At 74.4% G+C, this 26,275-nt stretch carries 3 protein-coding genes; all 3 read left to right on the forward strand.

Annotated features, from left to right (window positions below; genetic code table 11):
• Positions 1–176 precede the first annotated feature (176 nt).
• The 3 genes from ACFWHU_RS33135 to ACFWHU_RS33145 all read left to right on the forward strand — a co-directional run bounded on the left by ACFWHU_RS33135 (position 177) and on the right by ACFWHU_RS33145 (position 26,264).
• On the forward strand, positions 177–5,627 hold the full coding sequence (locus ACFWHU_RS33135) for an SDR family NAD(P)-dependent oxidoreductase (protein ID WP_387229510.1): 5,451 nt from the start codon (positions 177–179) through the stop codon (positions 5,625–5,627).
• The gene (locus ACFWHU_RS33140; RefSeq protein ID WP_387229585.1) at positions 5,570–10,381 is read left to right on the forward strand and encodes a type I polyketide synthase; all 4,812 of its coding nucleotides are present in this window, start codon (positions 5,570–5,572) and stop codon (positions 10,379–10,381) included. The genes ACFWHU_RS33135 and ACFWHU_RS33140 overlap by 58 nt, the downstream gene beginning before the upstream one ends.
• 64 nt (positions 10,382–10,445) lie before the next feature.
• Positions 10,446–26,264: an SDR family NAD(P)-dependent oxidoreductase gene (locus ACFWHU_RS33145; RefSeq protein ID WP_387229513.1), complete on the forward strand. Its 15,819-nt coding sequence runs from the start codon at positions 10,446–10,448 to the stop codon at positions 26,262–26,264.
• Positions 26,265–26,275 lie beyond the last annotated feature (11 nt).

Below are 26,275 nucleotides of genomic sequence, written 5' to 3' on the forward strand. Positions count from 1 at the left end.
CGGCCGCGCCCGCCCCGAAACACCTGACGGGACCCATGCGCGGGCCGCTGGGGGGGTTAGGGGGTGTTGGCCTTCCGGGCCCCTGCCTAGCCTCACTGGAGCGGGGAGACGTGATCACGAAGCCGTCTCGTCCGCTGCTCGGAGGGCTTCTTCGATTCCGATCGGATGGCGCGTTGGTGAACAACGACGATCAACTCCTCGACTACCTCAAGCGAACGGCCTCCGATCTGCGGGAGGCCAGGCGCCGGCTGCGCGAGTGGGAGCAGCGGGCCCACGGCCCCGTCGCGATTGTGGGCATGGCCTGCCGCTACCCCGGCGGTGTCAGCACGCCCGAGGAGCTGTGGCGCCTGGTGGCGTCCGGGACCGACGCGGTCTCGGACTTCCCCGCCGACCGCGGGTGGGACGTGGAGGCTCTCTACGACCCCGACCCCGACGCTCTCGGCAAGACGTACGCGCGCAGCGGCGGATTCCTGCACGACGCGGCCGACTTCGACCCCGACTTCTTCGGGATCAGCCCCCGCGAGGCACTGGCCATGGACCCGCAGCAGCGCCTGCTGCTGGAGGTGAGCCACGAGGCGTTCGAGAACGCCGGGATCGTGCCCGCCGACCTGCGCGGCAGCAGGACCGGGGTGTTCGCGGGCGTCATGTACAACGACTACGCCACCCGCCTCGCGACCGTGCCCGACGACCTCAACGGCTATCTGAGCAACGGCAGCGCCGCCAGCATCGCCTCGGGCCGGGTCGCCTACACGCTCGGGCTCGAAGGGCCCGCCGTCACCGTCGACACCGCGTGCTCCTCCTCGCTCGTCGCCCTGCACTGGGCCGTCAGGGCGCTCCAGTCCGGTGAGTGCACGCTCGCGCTGGCCGGCGGAGTGACCGTCATGTCGACGCCCGAGACATTCGTGGACTTCAGCAGGCAGCGCGGTCTCTCCCCGGACGGCAGGTGCAAGGCCTTCGGCGCGTCGGCCGACGGCACCGGCTGGGGCGAGGGCGTCGGCATGCTGGTGGTCGAACGGCTCGCGGACGCCCGGCGCAACGGACACCCGGTGCTCGCCGTCGTCAAGGGCAGCGCGATCAACTCCGACGGTGCCAGCAGCACGCTCACCGCGCCCAACGGGCCCTCCCAGCAGCGCGTCATCCGCCAGGCCCTGGCCGGCGCCGGACTCACCCCGGCCGATGTGGACGTCGTCGAGGCGCACGGCACCGGTACCTCCCTCGGTGACCCCATCGAGGCGCACGCGCTGCTCGCCTCCTACGGACGCGAACACCCCGCCGACCGTCCCCTGCTCCTCGGCTCCGTCAAGTCGAACCTGGGGCACACCCAGGCCGCCGCCGGGGTGGCCGGGGTGATGAAGATGGTCATGGCGATGCGGCACGGCACCGTCCCGCCCACCCTGCACGCCGACGAGCCCTCCACCGAGGTCGACTGGGAGTCCGGCGCCGTCGAGCTCGTCACCGAACCGCGGGCATGGCCCGCGACCGGCCGGCCGCGCAGGTCGGCGGTCTCCTCGTTCGGCATCAGCGGCACCAACGCGCATCTGATCCTCGAACAGGCCCCCGAGGCGGAAGCGGTCCCGGACTCGGAAGCGGCCCCGGAGGCGCAAGCGCCGTCCCCGCGCCCCGCCACCGTGCCGTGGCTGCTCTCCGGCCGTACGCCGGAGGCACTGACCTCGCAGGCCCACAAGCTCCGCGCGTACCTCACCCGCCCCGGTGCCGACAGTGCCCCTCCCGCCGGCGTCGGATACGCGCTCGCCACCACCCGGACGCCGTACGCCCACCGCGCGGCCGTCCTCGGCGCCACCGCCGAAGAACTGATCGCGGGACTCGACAACATCACCGGTACGGGGCAGCGCGTCACCGACGGCACCACGGCGTTCCTCTTCACCGGGCAGGGGTCCCAGCGTGTCGGCATGGGACGCGAACTGCGCACCTCCTTCCCGGTGTTCGCCCACGCCTTCGACGCCGTCGCCGCACTCGCGGACCCCGATCTGGAGCGTCCCCTCGCCGAACTGATCGAGGGCGACGCCGAACAGCTCACCCGCACCGACCACGCCCAGGTCGCGATCTTCGCCGTGGAGGTCGCCCTCTTCCGGCTCCTCGAATCGCTCGGCGTACGGCCCGATCTGCTCGCCGGGCACTCCGTCGGCGAGATCGCCGCCGCGCATGTGGCGGGGGTGCTCTCCCTGGCGGACGCCGTCACGCTCGTCACGGCGCGCGGCCGGCTGATGCGCCTGCTCCCGGCGGGCGGCGCCATGGCGGCGATCCGCGCCACCGAGGCCGAAGTCCTGCCGCACCTGACGGACGGCGTCGCACTCGCCGCCGTCAACGGGCCCGCGTCCGTGGTCGTTTCGGGCGCGGCGGCCGAAGTCGACGCCGTCGCCGCGCGGTTCACCAAGAGCCGCAGGCTGAGCGTCTCGCACGCCTTCCACTCGCCGCTGATGGAACCGATGCTGGCCGAGTTCGAGCGGGTCGTCCGTACCCTCACCTTCCACCCACCGGCCGTCCCCTTCGTCTCGGCGCTCACCGGAGCCGCCGCGGACGCCGAACTCGCCACCCCCGACTACTGGGTGAAGCACGTCCGCGAACCGGTGCGCTTCGCAGCCGCCGTCACCGCCCTGCACGCACTGGGCGCGCGCAGGTACGTGGAACTCGGCCCCGACGCCGTACTGACCGCCATGGCCCGCGACTGCCTCGGCGGTGACATCGCCGCCGTCGCCACCATGCGCCGCGACGGCGCCGAGGAGCACGATCTCGTCGCAGCCCTGGGCCACCTCCACGGCGCGGGTGTCGCCGTCGACTGGGGCGCCTTCTTCGCACCGTACGGTCCCCGCCGCGCCACCCTGCCCACCTACGCCTTCCAGCGCGACAGGTACTGGCTGGAGGCGACCGCGGCCGGCGGTGACGCACAGGGCTTCGGCCAGCAGCCCACCGGCCACCCGCTGCTCGGCGCCGTCAGTGAACTGCCCGACACCGGTGGCCTGTTGCTCACCGGACGGCTGTCCCTCGCCGACCAGCCCTGGCTCGCGGACCACGCGGTCCTCGGGTCGGTGCTGCTGCCCGGCACCGCCTTCGTCGAGATGGCCGTCCAGGCCGCCGACCGTTCCGGCTGCGCCGCTGTCGACGAACTCACCCTGCACGCACCGCTGTTGCTGCCCGCAGACGGCACCGTCGCCGTCCAGGTCGCGGTCGGCGCCGAGGCCGAGGGCCGCCGCACGCTGACCATCTTCTCGCGCCGTGCCGACGTGCCCGACGCACCCTGGACCCGCAACGCCGACGGCGTCCTCGCCGTCGACCATGACGCCACCCCGCCCGCACCGCGGGACGTATGGCCGCCCGAGGGCGCCGAGCCCGTACCGCTCGGCGACCTCTATCCCCGGCTCGCCCGAGTCGGTTACGGCTACGGCGCGGCCTTCCAGGGTCTGAAAGCCGTCTGGAAGCGCGGCGACGACCTCTTCGCGGAGGCCGAACTCCCGCAGGACGCGGGAGCGGACGCCGCGGCCGGTGCCACCGCCTTCGGCCTCCACCCCGCGCTCCTCGACGCCGTCCTCCACGTCAACCTGGTCGAACTCGCCGAGGGCGAGGCCGTCCTGCCCTTCTCCTGGAACGGGGTCACCCTGCACGCGGCCGGAGCGAGCCTGCTGCGGCTGCGCATGACCAGGTCCGAAGGTGACGGGGTCGCCCTCGAACTCTCCGACGGCCGGGGCACGCCCGTCGCGACCGTACGGGGACTCGTCGCCCGCCCCGTCAGCGCCGCCCAACTCGCCGCAGGAGCCGACGAGTCACTGTTCTGCCTCGAACGCGTACCGCTGCCGGGCGGTGCGCCCGCCCCCGTACGTACCGCCGTATGGGGCGCCACCGACCTCGGCCTCGGCGTCCCCGCCCACCCGGACCTCGGCGACATCGCCGCCCTCGCGTCCGTCCCCGACGTCGTGGTGCTGCCCGCCGCTCCCGCGCCCGGCGCCGACTCCGTGCCCGCCGAGGCGCGCGCCGAACTCCACCGCGTCCTGGGCGCCGTCCGCTCGCACCTCGCCGACGAACGGCTCGACCGGACCCGCCTCGCCGTCCTCGTACACGACGACGACCTCACCCACGCCCCGCTCACCGGTCTGCTGCGCGCGGCCGAGTCTGAGAACCCCGGCCGGTTCCTGCTGGTGCACACCGACTCCCTCCCGTCCGACAGCGCCGAACCCGCCGACGCCGGACGACTCCTCGCGGCGGCACTCGGCTGCGACGAACCCGAAGTCTTCGTCGCGGAAGGAGAGATACGAGTCCCACGCCTCGCCCGCGCCAAGACGGGGGAGGGGCCCCGGTGGGACACCGCCGGCACCGTCCTGGTCACCGGGGGCACCGGCGGACTCGGCGGCATCATCGCCCGCCACCTCGTCACCCGACACCGCGTGACCCGACTACTGTTGACGAGCCGACGCGGCGAACAGGCCCCCGGCGCAGCGGAGTTGCGCTCCGAACTCACCGTGCTCGGCGCCGAGGTGGACATCGTCCGCTGCGACGCCGCCGACCGCGGCCAACTGGCCGCGCTCTTCGACACGTACGACATCCGGGGCGTCGTCCACGCGGCCGGTGTCGTCGACAACGCCACCCTCACCGGCCTCACCTCCGACCAGATCGACCGCGTGCTGCGGCCCAAGGCCGACGCCGCCTGGCATCTGCACGAACTCACCAAGGACCGGGACACCGTCGCCTTCGTCCTGCTCTCCTCGACCGCCTCACTGCTGGTCGGCGGCGGCCAGGCCGGCTACGCGGCGGCCAACTCCTTCCTCGACGCGCTCGCCGCCCACCGGGTCGCCGAGGGACTGCCCGCCGTGTCGATGGCCTTCGGCCTCTGGTCCGGCACCGGCGGTATGGCCGACGAGATGGACGCGGCCGACCTGGAACGCATGGGCCGGCTCGGTCTGCCCGCGCTGCCCGCCGCCCAGGGCCTCGCCCTCTTCGACGCCGCCGCCGGCGGACCCGACCCCGTACTGGTCCCCACCCGCCTCGACACCGCGGCCGTGGCGGCGCGCCCCGACGGCATCCCGCCGCTCCTGCGCGGACTGGTCAGGCCCGCCCGCCGGCGCGCCGCAGCGACCGGCGCCACCGAGGAAGGCACGCCCTGGCGGGAGCGGCTCGCGCCGCTCGCCGACGACGAACGGGACCGCGCACTGCTCACGCTCGTCCGCACCCAGGTGGCCGGTGTGCTCGGGCACACCTCGGAGAGGTCCGTCGAGCCCGGACGCGCCTTCCAGGAGATGGGCTTCGATTCGCTGGCCGCCGTGGAGTTGCGCAACCTCCTCGGCAGGGCGACCGGGCTCACCCTCCCGGCGACCCTCGTCTTCGACCGGCCCACACCACTGGCACTGGCCGCGTACCTCAAGGCACAACTCGTCCCCGGCCCCGCCGATCTGGTCCGGTCCCTGCTCGTCGGAGTGGACCGGCTCGAAACCGAACTCACCGCCCTGCCCGACCTCGACGACGCCCACGCCCGCGTCGGCGCGCGCCTGGAGGCGCTGCTGCGCACCTGGTACGACACCCACGCCGCGGCCGACACAGGGGCCGGGCCCACCGACCTCGGATCCGCCACCGACGAGGAACTCTTCGCGAAGATCGACAACGAACTGGGAGCCCGGTAATGGAAGAGTCCGCCACTCAGGACAAGCTCCGCGACTACCTCAAGCGGGCCACGACCGAGCTGGAGCGAAGCCGCCTTCGGGTGCGCGACCTCGAGGAGCAGTACCGCGAGCCGATCGCCGTCATCGGCATGGGCTGCCGCTACCCCGGCGGGGCGCGCACCCCGGAGGACCTGTGGCGGATCGTCGCCGACGGCACCGACGTCGTCTCCAGCTTCCCGCTCGACCGCGGCTGGGACATCGACGCGCTGTACGACCCCGAGCCCGGCGTGCCCGGCAAGAGCTACGTACGGCACGGCGGCTTCCTGCACGACGCCGCCGAGTCCGACCCGTCCTTCTTCGGCATCAGCCCCAAGGACGCGGCAGGCACCGACCCGCAGCAGCGGCTCCTGCTGGAGACCTCCTGGGAGGCGTTCGAGCGGGCGGGCATCGACCCGCTCTCCGTGAAGGGCAGCCCCACCGGTGTCTTCGTCGGCCTGATGCACCACGACTACGTCGGCGGCACCATCTCCGGCAGCATCGTCTCCGGGCGCATCGCCTACACCCTGGGCCTCGAAGGCCCCGCCGTCACCATGGACACGGCCTGCTCCTCCTCCCTCGTCGCCCTGCACAACGCCTGCCTGGCCCTGCGCCGGGGCGAGTGCACCCTCGCGCTCGCCGGGGGCGCCGCCGTGATGGCGAGCCCCGAGATGTTCGTCGAGTTCAGCGAGCGCCGCGCGCTGTCGCCCGACGGCCGCTGCCACTCCTTCTCCGAGGACGCGGCCGGCGCCGCCTGGGCCGAGGGCGCGGGCATGCTCCTCGTGGAGCGGCTCTCCGACGCGCGCCGCAACGGCCACGAGGTGCTCGCCGTGATCCGCGGCAGCGCCATCAACCAGGACGGCGCCTCCAACGGCATGACCGCCCCGAGCGGCCCCGCGCAGATCCGCGTCATCCGCCAGGCACTCGCCGACGCGCGACTCGCCCCGCACCAGATCGACCTCGTCGAGGCGCACGGCACCGGCACCACCCTGGGCGACCCCATCGAGGCGCAGGCCGTCATCGCCACCTACGGCCAGGACCGGCCGAAGGGCCGGCCCGTCAGGCTCGGCTCCATCAAGTCCAACATGGGCCACCCGCAGGCGGCGGCGGGAGTGGCCGCCGTCATCAAGGTGGTCATGGCGATGCGCGCCGGAGTGCTGCCCAAGACCCTGCACGCCGAGCGGCCCTCCACCGCCGTGGACTGGACGGCGGGCGACATCGAACTCCTCACCGAGGCGCTGCCCTGGGACGCCGCCGACGCGCCACGCCGCGCGGGCGTCTCCTCGTTCGGCATCTCCGGCACCAACGCGCACATCATCGTCGAGGAGGCCACCGGGTCCGAGGCCCCGCGCTCCGAGCCCGGCCCCGAACTGCCCGTGGTGCCCTGGGTGTTGTCGGGCCGCACCGCGGAAGCCGTACGCGCGCAGGCGGGCCGGCTGCTCGACACCGTCGACCCGTACGACCCCGCCGACGTGGGTCTCTCGCTCGCCACCACCCGGTCCGCGTTCCCCCACCGCGCCGCCGTCACCGGCCGGGACCTGGCCGAACTCCGTGCCGGACTCGACGCGTTGGCGGACGGCCGGGAGGCGCCCAGGACCGTGGCGGAACCGGGCAGGCTCGCCGTCCTGTTCTCCGGGCAGGGCTCGCAGCGCCCCGGCATGGGACGCGAACTGCACGCCGCGCACCCCGTGTTCGCCCGCGTACTCGACGAGATCTCCGACGCGTTCGGCGAACATCTCGAACAGCCCCTGCGCGACGTCATGTTCGACCCCGAGTCCAGGCTCCTGCACCAGACCGCGTACACACAGGCCGCGCTGTTCGCCTTCGAGACCGCCCTCTACCGGCAGTTGGAGAGCTGGGGCGTACGGCCCGACCTGCTCGGCGGCCACTCCATCGGCGAGATCGTCGCCGCCCATGTCGCTGGCGTCCTGTCCCTGCCCGACGCGGTCACGCTGGTCTCCGCGCGCGGCCGGCTCATGCAGGCCCTGCCCACCGGCGGCGCCATGATCGCCGTCGCCGCCCCCGAGAGCGACGTCGCCCCGCTGCTGAGCGACGGTGTCGACATCGCCGCCGTCAACGGCCCCCGGAGCGTGGTCGTCTCGGGCGACGAGGAGGCGGCCCTCGCCGTAGCCGCGCGGTTCGAGAAGACCAACCGGCTCAAGGTCTCGCACGCCTTCCACTCGCACCGCATGGACGGCATGCTCGACGCCTTCCGCGACGTCCTCACCACGCTCACCTTCCACCCGCCGAAGGTGCCCGTCGTCTCCAACGTCACCGGCCTGGTCGCCGGCGCCGAACTCACCACCCCCGAGTACTGGGTACGGCACGTACGCGGCTCCGTGCGCTTCCACGACGGCGTCACCACCCTCGCCGCCGAAGGCGCCACCCGCTTCCTGGAGGTCGGCCCGGACGCCGTCCTCACCGGCATGGCCCAGGACGTCGTCCCCGACGTCATCGGCACCCAGCGCCGGGACCGCGAGGAGACCAAGGCCCTCATGGACGCCCTGTGCCTGTTGCACACCAGCGGCCAGGGCCCCGACTGGCACGCGGTGTTCGCGGGCGCGCGGCGCGTGCCGCTGCCCACGTACCCCTTCCGGCGCGACCGCCACTGGGAGAACGCGCCGTCGCTAGGATTCGGCGCCCCCGGACAGCCCGACGAGGAGCGCGGCGACGCCTTCTGGCAGCTCGTCACCGACGGCGACGTCGGCGCGGTGGCCGCGACCCTCGGTGTCACCGACGAGACCGCGGTCGGCGCCGTGCTGCCCGCGCTCGCCGACTGGCACGGCAAGCGGCAGGCCAACTCCGAGGTGGACGGCTGGCGTTACCGCGTCGGCTGGCGCCCGCTCCCGGTGGCGGACACCGCCGTACGGGGCCGGTGGCTCGCCGTCGTACCCGAGACGTCCGCCGACGACCCGTGGCTCAAGACCGTCCTGACCGGGCTCGCGGACCGGGGCCTGGACATCGACACGCTCCCGGTGCCGGACGACGGCCAGGACCGCGCCGCGCTCGCCGCGCTGCTCACGAGCCGCCCGGACACGGCCGGTGCCACGGAGCCCGCCGGCGTGCTGTCGCTGCTCGCCCTGGAACACCCCGTCGCCACCACGGCGGCCCTCGTCCAGGCACTCGGCGACGCCGGGATCGCCGCACCCCTGTGGTGCGCCACCCGCGACGCCGTCGCCCACGCGCCCGGCGACATACCGACCGGCTTCCGGCAGGCCGAGGCATGGGGGCTCGGCAGGGTCGCCGCGCTCGAACACCCCGACCGGTGGGGCGGCCTGGTCGACCTCCCGGCCGAACCCGGCCACCGCACCCCCGGCCTCCTCGCCGGAGTACTGACCGCCGACGGCGGCGAGGACCAGATCGTGGTCCGCGAGTCCGGCGCCTACACACGGCGCCTCGAACACGCCCCGCACCGCGCGGGCGCACCCTGGCAGCCCACCGGCACGGTCCTGGTGACCGGCGCCACCGGCGCCGTCGGACAGCACGTCGCCCGCCGGCTCGCCGCCGACGGGGCCGAACACCTGCTGCTCGTCAGCCGGCGGGGCCCCGACGCGCCGGGCGCCGGCGACCTCGTCGCCGAACTCACCGCCACCGGCGTCCAGGTCACCCTCGCCGCCTGCGACACCGCCGACCGCGCCGCGCTCGCCGCGCTCCTCGACACCGTGCCCGCCGCCCACCCGCTGACCGCCGTGGTCCACCTGGCGGGCGTGCTGGACGACGGCGTACTCGACGCGCTGACCCCCGAGCGCTTCGCCGCCGTCCTCGACGCCAAAGTGGAGACCGCACGGCACCTGCACGAACTCACGCGGGACACCGACCTCTCCGCGTTCGTCCTGTTCTCCTCGCTCACCGCGACCGTCGGCGGCGCCGGACAGGCCAACTACGCGGCGGCCAACGCCTCCCTCGACGCGCTGGCCGAGTACCGGCGCGCCACCGGACTCCCCGCCACATCGGTGGCCTGGGGCCCCTGGGGCGGCGGCGGTATGGCCTCCGACCACACCGTCCGCGACGCGGGCCGGGCACTGGGCATCAAACAGCTCGACCCGGACCGCGCGCTGACCGCGCTGCGCCGCGCCCTGGAGAGCGGCGACACCGTCGTGACCGTCGCCGACGTCGACTGGACGAAGTTCGCGCCCGCGTTCGCCGCCGGCCGGCCCGCGCCGCTCTTCGGCGACCTGCCCGAGGTGCAGGCGGCCCCCGCCGCGGCCGACGCTCCCGTCGCCGACGACTTTGCGAGGAAGCTGGCCGGACTGACCGCGGGCGAACGCGACCGCGCCCTGGAGGAGTTGGTCCGCGGGCAGGCCGCCACCGTGCTCGGCCACGGCAGCGCCGACGGGGTCGAGGCCACCGCCGCTTTCCGCGACCTCGGCTTCGACTCGCTCAGCTCCGTCGACCTGCGCAACCGCATCAGCGCGGCGGCCGGAGTCCCGCTGCCCGCCACGCTGATCTTCGACTACGCGACACCCGCCGCCCTCGCCAAGTACCTCGGCACCGAACTCGCGGGCGCCGAGGAGTCCGTGGACTCCGTCCTGGCCGAACTGGACCGGCTGGCGGCCCGATTGGCCGACCTGTCGGCCGAGGACCTTCAGGAAGGCCGTGTCACGTCCCGGGTCCGGGCCGTGCTGAACGGTCTCGACGAGCGGGTCGCGGACGGCGGTGGCGCCGTCGCCGGACAACTCGAAGAGGCCACCGCCGACGACGTCTTCGCGTTCATCGACAGAGAACTCGGCTCCGCGTGACCTGGACCCGCCCGTCCACCACGCCCACGGCCCCCTCCCTTCCGCACAGAAGTGGCGACATCCGATGACAGACGATGACAAGCTGCTCAGCTACCTCAAGCGGGTCTCGGCGGAGCTCCACGAGACGCGCCGGAGGCTGCACGAGGCCGAGTCCGAGAACCAGGAACCGATCGCGATCGTCGGCATGAGCTGCCGCTTCCCCGGCGGTGTCAGCACGCCCGACGAGCTGTGGCGGCTGCTGTCCGAGGGCACCGACGCCATCACGGAGTTCCCCGGTGACCGGGGCTGGGACGTGGAAGGGCTGTACGACCCCGACCCGGACGCCGCCGGCAAGAGCTATGTGCGCAGGGGCGGATTCCTGGAGTCCGTCGCGGACTTCGAGCCCGACTTCTTCGGCATCTCGCCGCGCGAGGCCGTCACCATGGACCCGCAGCAGCGACTGCTCCTGGAGACGTCCTGGGAGGCGCTCGAGGACGCCGGGATCGCGCCCGGTTCCGTACGCGGCGCCCGCGTCGGCGTCTTCACCGGCACCAACGGCCAGGACTACCGCGACCTGCTGGCCCGCTCCACCGACGCGGGCGAGGCGCTCGGCACCGGCACGCTCGCCGCGGTCATCTCCGGCCGCGTCTCCTACACCCTGGGCGTCGAGGGCCCCGCCGTCACCGTCGACACCGCCTGCTCCTCCGCGCTCGTCGCGCTCCACCTCGCCGCGCAGGCACTGCGACAGGAGGAGTGCACCCTCGCCCTGGCCGGTGGCGTCTCGGTGATGACCACGCCCAACTCCTTCATCGCCTTCAGCCGGCAGCGAGGGCTCGCGCTCGACGGCCGCTGCAAGTCCTTCTCCGACGACGCCGACGGCACCGGCTGGGGCGAGGGCGTCGGCATGCTGGTGCTGGAGCGGCTGTCGGACGCCCGCCGCAACGGGCACGAGGTGCTGGCCGTCCTGCGCGGCTCCGCCGTCAACCAGGACGGCGCGTCCAACGGGCTCACCGCGCCCAACGGCCCCTCCCAGCGGCGTGTCATCCGCCAGGCACTGGACAGCGCGGGCCTCACACCCGCCGACATCGACGCCGTCGAGGCCCACGGCACCGGCACCCCGCTGGGCGACCCCATCGAGGCACGCGCGCTGCTCGCCACGTACGGCCACGACCGGCCGCGGGGACGGCCGTTGTGGCTCGGCTCCGTCAAGTCGAACATCGGTCACACCCAGGCGGCCGCGGGTGTCGCCGGAGTCATCAAGATGGTGCTGGCGCTGCGGCACGGCGTACTGCCGAAGACGCTCCACGCCGACGAGGCGTCCACACAGGTCGACTGGACCGAGGGCGACGTCCGCCTGCTGACCGAGACACGGCCCTGGCCCGAGTCCGGCCGGCCGCGCCGCGCGGCCGTCTCCTCCTTCGGCGTCAGCGGCACCAACGCGCACACCATCATCGAGCAGGCGCCCGCCGACGAGCCGGTACCCGCCGATGGACCGACGGCCCCCGAGCCGCGTGTGGCGCCGTCGCCGCTGCCCTGGCTCGTGTCGGGCCGGACCGAGGAGGCGCTGCGCGAGCAGGCCGCCCGTATCGTCGCGGCGGTTGCGGAGCAGGACCCCGCCGATGTCGCCCACGCCCTCGCGACCACCCGGACCCCGCAGCAGTACCGCGCGGTCGTCATCGGCGCCGACCGCGACGCACTGCTGCACGGCATGGGCCGGGTCGCAGACGGCGCGCCCGGTCCTATCACCGGCCGCGTGGCCAAGGGGCTGACCGCTTTCCTCTTCACCGGCCAGGGATCACAACGGCCCGGCATGGGGCGGGAGTTGTACGACCGGTTCCCGGTCTTCGCCCGCGCCTTCGACGAGATCTGCGCCCGGTTCGACGACGGCCTGCGCGAGATCGTCTTCGGGACCGGCACCGGCACCTCGGACGACGCCGGGATCGACGCCGGTACCTCGGACGACGCCAGTACCGGTACCGACGCCGAACCGCTGAACCGGACCGACCGCACCCAGGCCGCGCTGTTCGCCCACGAGGTCGCGCTCTACCGCCTCGTCGAGTCCTGGGGCATCACCCCCGACTACCTCGCCGGGCACTCCATCGGCGAGATCGCCGCCGCGCACGTCGCGGGCGTCCTCACACTGGACGACGCCTGCACCCTCGTCGCCGCCCGGGGCCGGCTGATGCGGGACCTCCCCGCAGGCGGCGCGATGATCGCCGTCCAGGCCACCGAACAGGACGTCCTGCCACTGCTGTCGGAGCGCGTCGGCATCGCCGCCGTGAACGGACCGGACGCCGTCGTCGTCTCCGGCGCCGAGGCCGAAGTCATCGAGCTGGCGGGCCACTTCGCCAAGACCAAGCGCCTCGCGGTCTCGCACGCCTTCCACTCGCCGCTGATGGAGCCGATGCTGGCGCAGTTCCGCGCCGTCGCCGAGAGCCTCACGTACCACCGGCCCACGGTGCCCGTCGTGTCGAACGTGACCGGCACCCTCGCCGCCGACGCGCTCGCCACCGCGAACCACTGGGTCCGGCACGTACGGGACGCCGTGCGCTTCCAGGACGGCGTCCGCACCCTCGAACAGGCCGGTGTCACCCGCTTCCTGGAGCTGGGCCCCGACGCGGTCCTCACCGCCATGGCCCGCGCGAGCCTGGAATCCGCCGACGCCGTGCTGGCCGCCACCGCACGGCGCGAACGCCCCGAGGCCGAGACACTGCTCGCCGCCGTCGGCCGGCTCCACACCGCCGGACTCGACGTCGACTGGGGAGCCCTCTTCCAGGGCGCCCGCCGGGTCGCGCTACCCACCACCGCCTTTCGGCGTGAGCGCTACTGGGCCGACCCCGCGACGACCGGCGGCGACGTATCCTCCGCCGGACTCGACTCCGCCGACCACCCGCTGCTCGGCGCCGCCACCCTGCTCGCCGACACCGACGGCGCCGTACTCACCGGCCGCCTATCCGCGCACACCCACCCCTGGCTCGCCGACCACGTCGTCGGCGGCCGGATCGTGGTCCCCGGCACCGCCATGGTCGAACTCGCCATCCGCGCCGGCGACCAGGTCGGCAGCGGCCGGCTCGAAGAACTCGCCCTCGAGGTACCCCTCGTCGTACCCGCGGGCGAGGCCGTCCGCGTCCAGGTCACCGTCGGCCCGCCCCGCAGCGACGGCACGCGCACCGTCGCCGTCCACGCGCGCCCCGAGGACGCGACCGCCGACCGGCCCTGGACCCTGCACGCCGGGGGACTTCTCGGCGAGGCGGGAGCGGTGGGCGGCGCTGGGGTCGGCGCGGTGGGTGAACCGCTCAACGAGTGGCCCCCGCCCGAGGCGGAACCCCTCGACCTCACCGGCCTGTACGAGCGGCACGCCGCGTCCGGCCTCGACTACGGCCCCGTCTTCCGTGCCCTGCGCGGCGCCTGGCGGCGCGGCGACGAACTCTTCGCCGAGGTACGGCTGGACGAGCGCCCCGCCGCGGACGCCGCCTCCTTCGGCCTCCACCCCGCCGCCTTCGACGCCGCCCTGCACGCCCTCGCGCTGCTCGGCGACGGCTCCGACGACGACACCGCGCGCCTGCCCTTCATGTTCGCGGGCGTCTCCCTGCACGCGGTCGGCGCCTCGGCGCTGCGCGCCCGGCTCGTCCCCACCGGCATCGACACCTTCACCCTCGACCTGGCCGACGCCACCGGCGCACCCGTCGCGACGGTCGCCTCGCTCGCCGCCCGGCCGCTGACCAACCTGCGCGGCGACGGGGACACGGACAGCGGCGGGGTGAGCGACGCGCTGTACCGCACCGGCTGGCAGCCGGTGCCCTGGCTCGGCGACCCGGGCAGCGACGGTGAGGACGTCTACGACACGGACACCGATCCCGACACCGGCTCCGACTTCGCCGAGGGCGGTACGGGTGGCCCCCGCGTCCTGCACAGCCTGCCCGGCTCCGACGCCGGCGCCGTTCATGCCGCGACCCACACCGCGCTCGCCGCCCTCCAGGAGGACGACCCGCGCCCGCTGGTCGTCGTCACACGCCGCGCCGTGTCCGTCGACGGCGAGGACGTGGCCGACCTCGCGGGCGCCGCCGTATGGGGACTCGTCCGCTCGGCCCAGTCCGAGACGCCCGGCCGTTTCACCCTGCTCGACCTCGACCCGGCGGCCGACGCCGATCTCGCCGTACCGCTCGCGCTGGCCTCGGGCGAGCACCAGGTCGCCGTCCGCGAGGGCGCCGCCCACGCACCCCGGCTGCTCGCCGCGGGCACCCTCCCGGCGCAGGACCGCCCGGCGCTCGACCCGAACGGGACCGTGCTGCTCACCGGCGCGACCGGCGGCCTCGGCCCCGTCATCGCCCGGCAGTTGGTCACCGCGCACGGCGCCCGCCATCTCGCGCTGGTCAGCAGGAGCGGACGCGCCGACGACGCGCTCGTCGCCGAACTCACCGCGCTCGGCGCCCACATCACCGTCCACGCCTGCGACGTCGCCGACCGCGCGGCGCTCGCCGCGCTCCTCGACGGGATTCCCGCCGCCCACCCGCTCACCGCCGTCGTGCACGCCGCCGGCGTCCTGGACGACGGGGTGGTCTCCGCCCTCACCCCGGAGCGCCTGGACGCGGTGCTGCGCCCCAAGGCAGACGGCGCGCTGAACCTGCACGAACTCACCGCGGGCCTCGACCTGCGGGCCTTCGTGCTGTTCTCCTCCGTCGCCGGCGTCGTCGGCTCGCCCGGCCAGGGCAACTACGCGGCGGCCAACGCCTTCCTCGACGCGCTCGCCGCACACCGGTCCGCACACGGCGCCGCCGCCCTGTCCCTCGCCTGGGGCCCCTGGACCCCGCTCGGCGGTATGACCAGCAGCCTGGCCGACGCCGACCTCGCGCGGATCTCCCGAGGCGGCATGGCCCAGCTCACCGCCGAGGACGGCGCGGCCCTCTTCTCCCTCGCCCTCGGCTCCGGCCTGCCCGCTCTCGCACCCGTACGGCTCAACACGGCCTCCCTGCGCGCCCAGGGAGCGGCGGTGGCGCCCGTCTTCCGCGCGCTGACCGGCCGCACCGTCCGCCGCGAGGCCCTGGCGGAGGGCGCCGACGTGCCCTTCACCGACCGCATGGCCGCGCTCGGCGAACAGGAACGCGCCGACGCGCTGCTGCGCACCGTACGCACCCATGTCGCGGCCGTCCTCGGCCACGCCTCGCCGGACGCCGTCGACCCCGAACGCGCCTTCAAGGACTCCGGGTTCGACTCGCTGGCCGCGATCGAACTGCGTAACTCCCTCGCGGCGGAGACCGCCCTCCGGCTGCCCGCCACCCTCGTCTTCGACTACCCGTCGGCCGCCGCCCTCGCGGCCTTCCTCGGTACGAAGATCGGCGACACGCCGACGGTCCGGCGCTCGACCGGCCGCGACACGCGGCGCCGCACCGACGAACCGCTCGCGATCGTCGGCATGGCCTGCCGCTACCCCGGCGACGTACGCACCCCGGAGGACCTGTGGCGGCTGGTCGCCGATGGGACCGAGGCGATCACCACCTTCCCGGCCAACCGGGGCTGGGACACCGACCGCGTCTACGACCCCACGCGGCAGCGCCCCGACACCAGTTACGTGCACAAGGGCGGATTCCTGCACGACGCGGGGGAGTTCGACGCCGCTTTCTTCGGTATCTCGCCGCGCGAGGCACTGGTCATGGACCCGCAGCAGCGGCTGCTGCTGGAGACCTCGTGGGAGGCCCTGGAGAGCGCGGGCATCGACCCCGCCTCGCTCAAGGGCAGCAGGACCGGCGTGTTCGCCGGGGTGATGTACCACGACTACTTCGGCGCCTTCGGCACCGGCAGCATCGTGACCGGCCGAGTCGCCTACACCCTCGGCCTGGAGGGCCCGACGCTCTCCGTCGACACGGCCTGCTCGTCGTCGCTCGTCGCGCTCCACCTGGCGGCGCAGTCGCTGAACCGGGGCGAGTCCGACCTCATGCTCGTCGGCGGCGTCGCCGTCATGGCGACCCCCGAGACCTTCATCGAGTTCAGCAGGCAGGGCGCGCTCGCCCCCGACGGCCGCTGCCGCGCGTTCGCGGCCTCCGCCGGTGGCACCGTGTGGGGCGAGGGCGTCGGCGTCCTCGCCGTCGAACGGCTGTCGGACGCCCGGCGCAACGGGCACGAGGTGCTCGCCGTGCTGCGCGGCTCCGCCGTCAACCAGGACGGCGCGTCCAACGGACTCACCGCGCCCAACGGCCCCTCCCAGGAGCGGGTCATCGAACAGGCCCTGGCCAGCGCCCGGTTGAGGCCGTCCGACGTCGACGTGGTCGAGGCCCACGGCACCGGTACGACCCTCGGCGACCCCATCGAGGCGCAGGCGCTGCTCAACACGTACGGGCAGAGCCGGACGGACGAGCCCCTGTGGCTCGGCTCGGTCAAGTCCAACATCGGTCACACCCAGGCCGCCGCCGGTGTCGCCGGAGTCATCAAGATGATCATGGCGATGCGGCACGGCGTGCTGCCGAAGACCATCAACGTCGACGAGCCGTCCGACCAGGTCGACTGGACGGCGGGCGAGGTCGAACTGCTCACCGAGGCGCGGGCATGGCCCGACCGTACGAGGCCGCGCCGCGCGGCGGTGTCCTCGTTCGGCATCAGCGGCACCAACGCCCACGTCATCATCGAGCGCGCGCCCGAACCGGCCGTCGTACAAGGCGAAACGGGGCCGAACGCGGAGACGGACGCGGGGCCGAACGCGGAGACGGACGCGTCGGCGGAGGGCGGTGCCCTTGCGCCCGTCCCGTGGGTGCTGACCGCCAAGTCGCCAGCCGCGCTGCCCGAACAGGCCGCCCGCCTGCTCGCCCACCTCACCACCCACCCGCACGCGCGCCCGGCCGACATCGGCCACTCACTGGCCACCACGCGCGGCCACTTCGCCCACCGCGCCGTCGTCATCGGCCCCGACGCGGCCGAACTGCGCGACTCACTCGCCGCGTTGGCCGCCGGCGCCACCGCCCCCGGCCTGGTCGAGGGCACCGCCGCCGGACACGCCAGGCCGCTGTTCGTCTTCCCCGGCCAGGGCTCCCAGTGGACCGGCATGGCCACCGAACTCCTCGACGAATCACCGGAGTTCGCGGCGAGGATGCGTGAGTGCTTCGCCGCCTGCGCACCGCACATCGACTGGGACCCGATGGCGGAGCTGAGCGGACCGCTCGACCGGGTCGATGTCGTCCAGCCGCTGCTGTGGTCGGTGATGGTCTCGCTCGCCCACACCTGGGCGGCCCACGGCGTACGGCCCGCCGGCGTCATCGGGCACTCCCAGGGCGAGATCGCGGCGGCCGTCGTCGCCGGGGCGCTCTCCGTGGAGGACGGCGCCCGTATCGTCACCCTGCGCAGCAAGGCCATCGCCGAGGACCTGGCGGGCAGCGGCGGCATGATGTCCGTCGCCCTCGCCGCCGACGAGATCGGCGAGCGCATCGCCGCGTGGGACGGCCGGATCTCGGTCGCCGCCGTCAACGGCTCCGCGTCCGTCGTCGTCTCCGGCGACCCCGAGGCACTCGACGAGCTGAAGGTACGCCTCAAGGCCGACAACATCCGCGCCAAGCGGCTGCCGGTGGACTACGCCTCGCACTCCGCGCACGTCGAGACGCTACGGGCCCGGCTGCTCACCGACCTGGCCGACGTCACCCCCCGCACCTCCGACGTACCGCTGTACTCGACCGTCACCGGCGAACTCCTCGACACCGCCACGATGGACGCCGCCTACTGGTTCACCAACCTGCGCGAGACCGTCCTGTTCGAGCGGGCCACCCGCGCGGCCGTCGCCGCGGGCCACACCCTCTTCGTCGAGTCCAGCCCGCACCCGGTCCTGACCATCGGCGTCCGCGAGACCGACGAGTCCGTGACGGCCGTCGGCTCGCTGCGCCGCGAGGAGGGCGGACTCACCCGCTTCGTCACCGCACTCGGCGAGGCCTTCACCGGCGGGGCCGACGTCGACTGGGACACCGTCCTCGCCGCGCACGCGCCGCGCCGCGTCCCCCTGCCGTCGTACGCCTTCCAGCACGACTGGTACTGGCTCGACAGCGTCTCTGGCAACGGCGACGTCACCTCCGCCGGACTCGACAGCACCGGACACCCGCTGCTCGGAGCGGCCATGGTGCGCGCCGACGGCCAGGGCGTCGTCCTCTCCGGCCGGCTGTCCGCGGGGACGCACCCGTGGCTCGCCGAACACGTCGTCGGAGGCCAGGTCCTCTTCCCCGGCACCGGCCATCTCGAACTCGCGCTGCGCGCGGGCGACCAGGTCGGCTGCGGACGGATCGCCGAACTCACCCTGGAGGCGCCGCTCGTCCTGCCCGAGCAGGGCGCCGTACAGCTCCAGACCGTCGTCGGCGCCGACGACGGCCACGGCAACCGCCCCGTCACCATCCACTCCCGCCCCGAGAGCTCCGACAGCTCCGGCGGCTCCGGCAGTGACGTGGCGTGGACCCGCCACGCGGAGGGACTGCTCGCCGCAACGACACCGGTCACGGACGACCCCGGCCTCGGCGTGTGGCCCCCCGAAGGCGCCCAACCGGTCCCGCTGGACGGGCTGTACGAGCAACTGCTCGACGTCGGCCTGTCCTACGGACCCGTCTTCCAGGGCCTCAAGGCCGCCTGGCGGCTCGGCGCGGAGATCTACGCCGAGGTCGCCTTCGACCAGCAGACCGACGGCTACGGACTGCACCCGGCGCTCGCGGACGCGGCCCTGCACACCGTCAGCCTCACCGAAGCGGCGGGCGATGCCGCGCTCCTGCCGTTCGCCTGGTCAGACGTCCAGCTCCACGCCACCGGTGCGACCGCCCTGCGTGTACGGCTGCGTCCCGCCGACGGCGCCGGGCCCGACGGCGCCGTGGCGCTGGACCTCGCCGACCCGACGGGCGCCCCCGTCGCGAGCGTCGGCTCGCTCGCGCTGCGGGCGATCTCCACCGAGCAGATCGCCGCCGCCGCGCGCGTCAACCTGGCGGGCTCGCTCCACCGGGTCGCCTGGGAGCCGATCACGCCGATCACGCCGATCGCCCCGGCCGCCCCGGCCGACGGAGCGCCCACCGACCACCCCGTCCGGATCCTGCGCGCACCGGCCGGCACGGACGCCGCCGAGGTCCGCGCGAGCTTCGACGCCGTCCTCGGCGAACTCGGCGACGCCCTCGCCGACGAAACGACCGCCGACGGCGACCTGTTGGTGGTCACCGGCACCGACCTCGCGGGCGCGGCCGTCGGCGGCCTCGTACGCTCGGCACAGACCGAGAACCCCGACCGCATCGTGCTCCTCTCCTACGACGGGCCCGCCGCCGAACCGCTGCCGGACGGCCTGGTCGCCGCGGCCCTCGCCACCGGCGAACCGCACCTCGCCGCCGCCGGCGACGGTGCGCTGTCCGTACCGAGGATCGTCAGGACCGGACCCGCCGACGACGCTCAGGACACCCGCCCCGACCTCACCGAAGGCACGGTCCTGGTGACCGGCGCCGCCGGCGCGCTCGGCCGCGTCATCACCCGCCACCTCGTCACCGACTGGGGCGTACGACGGCTCCTGCTGCTCAGCAGGCGCGGCGCCGACGACGCGCTCGTGGCCGAACTCACCGCGCTGGGAGCCGAGGTCGACACCGCGCGCTGCGACGTAGCGGACCGCGACGCGCTCGCCGCCGTGCTGGCCGGCATCCCCGAACAGGCGCCGCTGACCGGCGTGGTGCACGCCGCGGGCGTCCTCGCCGACGGCGTCCTGTCCTCCCTCACCCCCGAGCGCGTCGACACCGTCTTCCGGCCCAAGGTCGACGCCGCCTGGCATCTGCACGAACTCACCGCCGACCTCGGACTGCGGGCGTTCGTCGTGTTCTCCTCGGCCGCCGCCACACTCGGCTCACCCGGCCAGGGCAACTACGCGGCGGCCAACGCCTTCCTCGACGCGCTCGCCACCCACCGCCGCGCCCGTGGACTGCCCGCGCACGCCCTTGCCTGGGGCCTGTGGGAGCAGGCGAGCGGAATGACCGGAGCGCTCGACGGCACCGACAAGTCCCGTATCGCACGCGGCGGAGTCGCCCCGCTGGCCACCGACGAAGGGCTCGCGCTCTTCGACGCCGCCCTAGCCGGGGAGGAGCCCGCACTGCTGCCGGTCAAGCTGGACCTGGCCGGCCTCCGCGCCCAGGGCGACGCGCTCGCGCCGCTGCTGCGCCGGCTGGTACCCGTACGGCGCGGGGCCGCCGCGACAGGGAGCGGCCAGAGCGCCGACTCGCTGCGCGGCAGGCTCGCCGGGCTCCTCGACAGCGAGCGCGAACCGCTCCTCGTCGACCTCGTCCGGTCCCAGGTGGCCGCCATCCTCGGCCACCGCTCGGCAGAAGCGGTCGAACGCACCAGCGCCTTCAAGGAGTTGGGCTTCGACTCACTCGCCGCCGTCGAACTGCGCAACGGTCTCAACGCGGCCACCGGACTCCGGCTCCCCGCGACGCTCGTCTTCGACCACCCGACGCCCACCGCACTGGCCGGCTTCCTGCTCACCCAGCTCACCGACGGGCTTGAGCCCGGTACGGCGACCGGCACCGCGCGGGCGGGCACCGCCCGGCCCGCCGCCGACCCGGACGAACCCATCGCCATCATCGGCATGGGCTGCCGCTTCCCCGGCGGCATCGAATCCCCCGAGGACCTGTGGCGGCTCGTCGCCGACGGCGCCGACGCCGTCGGCGACTTCCCCGACGACCGCGGCTGGGACCTCGACGCGCTCTACGACCCCACCCTCGACCGCCCCGGCACCAGCTACACCCGCGAAGGCGGATTCCTGCACGGCGCCGCCGACTTCGACGCCGAGTTCTTCGCCATGGACGGCGAGGAGTCCCTCGTCACCGACCCGCAGCAACGCGTACTGCTGGAGACCTCCTGGGAGGCCCTGGAACGCGCCGCGATCGATCCGGCGACACTCCGCGGCTCCCAGACAGGTGTCTTCGCCGGGGTCATGTACCACGACTACTTCGGCAGCTTCGGCTCCGGCAGCGTCGTGTCCGGCCGCATCGCCTACACACTCGGCCTCGAGGGCCCGACCCTGTCCGTGGACACCGCCTGCTCCTCGTCCCTGGTCGCCATGCACCTCGCGGCGCAGTCGCTGCGCCAGGGCGACTGCTCGCTCGCGCTGGCCGGCGGCGTGACGGTGATGGCGACCCCGGGCGTCTTCGTCGAGTTCAGCCGACACCGCGGGCTGTCGAGCGACGGACGGTGCCGGTCCTTCGCCGACTCGGCGGGCGGCACCGGCTTCAGCGAGGGCGCCGGTGTCCTCGTACTGGAACGGCTCTCCGACGCCCGCCGCAACGGCCACCAGATCCTGGCGGTCCTGCGCGGCACGGCCGTCAACCAGGACGGCGCCTCCAACGGAATCACCGCCCCCAACGGCCCCGCCCAGCAGAAGGTCATCCGCAAGGCACTCGAATCGGCCGGTCTCACCGGCGCCGACGTCGACGCCGTCGAGGCCCACGGCACCGCCACCACCCTCGGCGACCCGATCGAGGCACAGGCCATCATCGCCACCTACGGCGCCGGGCACAGCGAGGAACGGCCGCTGTGGCTGGGCTCGGTGAAGTCCAACATCGGCCACGCCCAGGCGGCGGCCGGCGTCGCGGGCGTCATCAAGATGGTGCAGGCGCTGCGCAACGGCGTCCTGCCGCCGACCCTGCACGTCGACGCGCCGTCCCGGCACATCGACTGGGAGGAGGGCAACGTACGGCTGCTCACCGAGTCGCGCGAGTGGCCCGCGTACGACAACAGGCCCCGGCGCGCGGGCATCTCCTCCTTCGGACTCAGCGGCACCAACGCGCACGTGGTCATCGAGGCGGCGGCCGAACCCGCGCCCCGGACGCCGAGCACCCCGGCCGATGACACCCCGGCGGCGCCGGACAGCGTGCCCTGGGTGCTCTCCGGACACACGGCCGAAGCACTGCGCGCCCAGGCCGCCCGGCTCCTCGACCGTTTCGAGGGCCTCCCGCGCGAGAGCGCCGACACGGCGGACACGACGGACCTCCTCGCCCCCGCCCGGCCCGTCGCAGGCGCCCTCGCCACCACCCGTGCCCATCACACGCACCGCGCCGCCGTCGTCGGCCGCACCCCGGCCGAACTCCTCGACGGTCTGCGAGCCTTGGCGGACGGCACCGGCGCGGCCACCGTGCTGACCGGGACCGCCAAGGACGGCAAACTCGCCTTCCTCTTCTCGGGGCAGGGCTCCCAGACCGCGGGCATGGGGCGCGAACTCGCCGCCGCCTTCCCGGTCTTCGCCCGCGCCTTCGACGACGTACGGACCGCGCTCGACCCGCTGCTCTCCCGCCCGCTCGCCGAGGTCATGGAGTCCGAAGAGGCCCTGGCCCGGACCGAGTTCACCCAGCCCGCCCTCTTCGCCGTCGAGGTCGCGCTCCACCGCCTGCTCGAATCCCTCGGCGTGACACCCGACGTCGTGACCGGCCACTCCATCGGCGAGTTCGCCGCCGCCCATGTGGCCGGGATCCTCACGCTGGAGGACGCCTGCGCCCTGGTCGCAGCCCGCGGCCGGCTGATGCAGCAACTCCCGTCAGGCGGCGTCATGGTGGCCGTCAAGGCGACGGAGGACGACGTACGGCCACTGCTCACCGAAGGCGTCGCGATCGCCGCCGTCAACGGACCCGACGCCGTGGTCCTCTCCGGCACCGCCGACGCCGTACGCGCCCTGGCCGGCCGCTTCGAGCGGACCAAGGAGCTGACCGTCAGCCACGCCTTCCACTCACCGCTGATGGACCCGATGCTCGCCGCGTTCGAGGACGTCGCGAACAGCGTCACCTACCACCGGCCCCGGCTGCCCGTCGTATCGGCGCTCACGGGCGCCCCGGCCGCCGAGGACGACCTCCGCTCGGCCGCCTACTGGGTGCGCCACGCCCGTGAGGCCGTACGGTTCCACGACGCCGTACGCGGCCTGGAAGAGGCAGGCGTGCGGCGGTTCGTGGAGGTGGGGCCCGGCGCCGCGCTGACCCCCATGGCCATGGGTTCCCTGACCGGCGACGCGCTCGTCGTGCCCGTACTGCGCAAGGACCGGGACGAGCCGTCCTCCGTCGTCGCCGCGCTCGCCGCGCTGCACGTGCGCGGCGGGAGCGTCGACTGGGCGCGGCTGCTGCCCGACGGCGCCGGTGTCGACCTGCCGACGTACGCCTTCCAGCGGCGCAGGTACTGGATGGACAGCGAGCCGCAGGCGGGCGGCGCCGGTGGCGGACACCCGCTGCTCGGCAGCGAGGTGGACCTCGCCGGATCCGGCGGCACGCTCTACACGGGCACCCTGTCGCCGCGCGAGCGCCCCTGGCTGGCCGACCACGCCATCGGCGGCGCCACCCTGCTGCCCGGAACCGCCTTCGTCGAGATGGCACTCGCCGCCGGTGCCCGCGCCGGATGCGACACCGTCGACGAACTCACCCTCGCCGAACCGCTGTTCCTGCCGGAGAGGGGTTCCGTACCGATCCAGTGCGCGGTCGGCGCGCCCGACGAGACCGGCGCGCGCCCGTTCCACGTCTACTCCTCGTCGGCCGCCGGCGGTCCCTGGACCGAGCACGCCGCCGGGCTGCTGCGGCCCGGCACCGACCCGGCCCCGCAGGAGGAGACGGCCGCCTGGCCGCCGGCGGGCGCGGAGCCGGTCGACGTGGGCGGCATGTACGAGCGACTGGCCGAACTCGGCGCCGACTACGGCCCTGCCTTCCAGGGGCTGCGCGCGGCCTGGCGCCTCGGTGACGAAGTACTCGCCGAGGTGACGGTCGATCAGGAGCCCGACCCGGTCGGCCCGTTCGGACTGCATCCAGCCCTGTTCGACGCCGCGCTGCACGCCGTGGGACTGCGCGAGGGCGCGGCGGAGCACCTCGCTCTGCCCTTCGTCTGGAGCGGGGTGCGGCTCCACGCCACGGGCGCGACCGCCCTGCGGGTACGGATCGGGCCGAACGGTCCCGGAGCCGTACGCGTCGAGGCCACCGACACGCTCGGCACCCCCGTCGTCCGGGTCGATTCACTGGTCCTCAGGGAGCCGCCCCGCGACCTCGCCGCACGTGCGGCGGGCGGCGAGGACACCCTGTTCACCCAGGGCTGGGCCGAACTGCCCGTGGCCGGAGTCCCGTCCGGCCGGAGCTGGGCCGTCGTCGGCGCAACCGGCGGTGACATCGTGGACGCCCTGGCCGGCCAGGTCGGCCAGGTGACGGCGGCGGACTCGCTCGACGAGGCACCGGACGCCGACATCGTCGTCCTGCCCTACGCCTCGGGCGCGGAACCCGCAGAAGTCCGTGACGGACTCGCCGCACTCCTCGGCCAGTTGGGCGCCTGGCTCACCGACGAGCGGCGCGCGGACACCACCCTGGCCGTCGTGACGTCGGGCGCGGTCGCCCGCGACGGCGGCGCGAACGCCGATCCGGGAGCGGCGGCGGTCTGGGGGCTCATCAGGTCCGCCCAGTCCGAACACCCCGACCGCATCGTGCTGGTCGACACCGACCTCGCGGACGGGTCATGGCTGCCTTTGCCCCAGGCCGTCGCCTCCGCGGTCGCGGCCGGCGAACCACAGGTCGTCGTCCGGAACGGCACACTCGCCGTACCCCGGCTCGTCCGGGCACCGCGCACCCCCGCGCACCACGCACCGGACTGGCGGGGCGGCGTCCTGATCACCGGCGGCACCGGCGCGCTCGGCCGGCTGGTGGCCCGCCATCTCGTCACCGCGCACGGCGCGGACCGCCTCGTCCTCCTCAGCAGGCGCGGCCCGGACGCCGAAGGAGCGGCCGAACTCGTCGCGGAACTCGCTGATTTGGGCGCCGAGGCGACCGTCGTCGGCTGCGACGCCGCCGACCCCGGAGCCCTGGCGGGTGTGTTCGCCGAGCACCCCGTCACCGCCGTGGTGCACGCCGCGGGTGTCCTGGACGACGCCACCCTCACCACCCTCACCCCCGAGCGCCTGGCCGCCGTCCTGCGGCCGAAGGTGGACGCCGCCTGGAACCTGCACCGGCTCACCCGCGACCTGGACCTCGGCGCGTTCGTCCTGTTCTCCTCGGCGGCCGGTCTGCTCGGCAGCCCCGGACAGGCCAGTTACGCGGCGGCCAACGCCTACCTGGACGCGCTGGCCACCCACCGGTCGGCGCTCGGACTGCCCGGCGTGTCGCTGGCCTGGGGCGCCTGGGCGGGCAGCGGCGGCATGGCCGACCGCCTCGGCGACACCGACTCGCGCCGGCTGGCACAGGGCGGTGTGGCCGCACTCGACGAAGCGGCGGGACTCGCCCTCTTCGACACCTGCGCCGGACGGCCCGAACCGGTCCTCATGCCCGCCGCCCTCGACCTGGGGGCGATGGCGCGCGGCGGCCGGATCCCGCCGCAGCTGCGCGGCCTTGTCCGGCCCTCCCGCCGACTGGCCCGCGCCGCGTCCACCGCGTCGGCGGCGCTGCGCACCACCCTGGCGGGGCTGACGCCCGACGAGCGGACCGCCGCGTTGCTCGACGTCGTCACGGCAGAGGCGGAGGCGGTGCTCGGCACGGGAGAGATCGATCCCCAACTGGCCTTCAGCGAACTGGGTTTCGACTCGCTCACCGCGGTGGAGTTCCGTAACCGGCTCAACGAGGTGAGCGGCCTCAGGCTGCCCGCCACGCTGATCTTCGACCATCCGAGCCCGTCGGTCCTCGCCGTCGAGCTGGCCGGGCAACTCGCCCCGGAGACGACGGAGAGCGCACCGAACGGCGGGGGCGCGCCGGGCACGGACGAGGAGACGGTCCGCCGGGTCTTCGCCACGATCCCGTTCGCCGATCTGCGGGAGTCCGGCCTCATGGAGGGGCTGCTCCAGCTCGCGGGCATGCGCGTCGACGGGGCGGCGGAGCCGGACGCCGACGGCGACGGCCGCGAATCGATCGACGCCATGGACGCGGAGAGCCTGATCAGCCTCGCTCTGGACGACCTCGTCAAGGACGACGACGCCCTGTGACGAGACCGTGC

Source organism: Streptomyces sp. NPDC060366, assembly GCF_042725135.1.
Classification (GTDB): domain Bacteria; phylum Actinomycetota; class Actinomycetes; order Streptomycetales; family Streptomycetaceae; genus Streptomyces.

Coding starts and splice junctions, on each gene's coding strand:
- ACFWHU_RS33145 (WP_387229513.1), top strand. CDS start 10,446: ATGACAGACGATGACAAGCTGCTCAGCTACCTCAAGCGGGTCTCGGCG.